The organism is Brevundimonas sp. EAKA, from assembly GCF_000698025.1.
GTDB classification, from domain to species: Bacteria; Pseudomonadota; Alphaproteobacteria; order Caulobacterales; family Caulobacteraceae; genus Brevundimonas; species Brevundimonas mediterranea_A.
Genome location: NZ_JMQR01000306.1, coordinates 1 through 403, shown reverse-complemented (window position 1 = coordinate 403; position 403 = coordinate 1). Strand labels below are relative to the sequence as shown.

The 403-nt window shown below is 52.4% G+C and carries 1 pseudogene; it reads right to left on the bottom strand.

Annotated elements, in window-relative coordinates:
• Positions 1-375: pseudogene (locus ER13_RS18160) on the bottom strand (hypothetical protein); the annotation flags it as partial.
• Positions 376-403: the final 28 nt, after the last annotated feature.

Here is a 403-nt window from a genome sequence, read left to right as displayed (position 1 = left end):
GACGAGGTCTGCGCCTGCGTCTAGTCGTTCTTGTACGTCCTGGGCGTTGGTTACTCCTCCGACGGAGATGAGGGCTAGTTTGTTGCCTATTTCTTTCTTGAGGAGGTGTAGAACTTCGAGTGATCGGGTTTTAAGTGGTTCTCCTGAGAGTCCTCCTGCGCCTATAGCGTTAATTTTTTCTTTGGTAGTGTGAAGTCCTAAGCCTTCGCGTGCGATTGTAGTGTTGGTTGCGATGATCCCGTCAAGCTTTAGTTCTTGGGCTAGGCGAGCGACAGCTGTTATGTCTTCGTCTACAAGGTCTGGAGCGATTTTAACGGTGAGAGGCACGTGGCGGTGGGGTGAGACTCGGTTTGCTTCTTCTCGTACGGCTTGCAGGAGTGGGCGGAGTGTTGCGATGGATTGC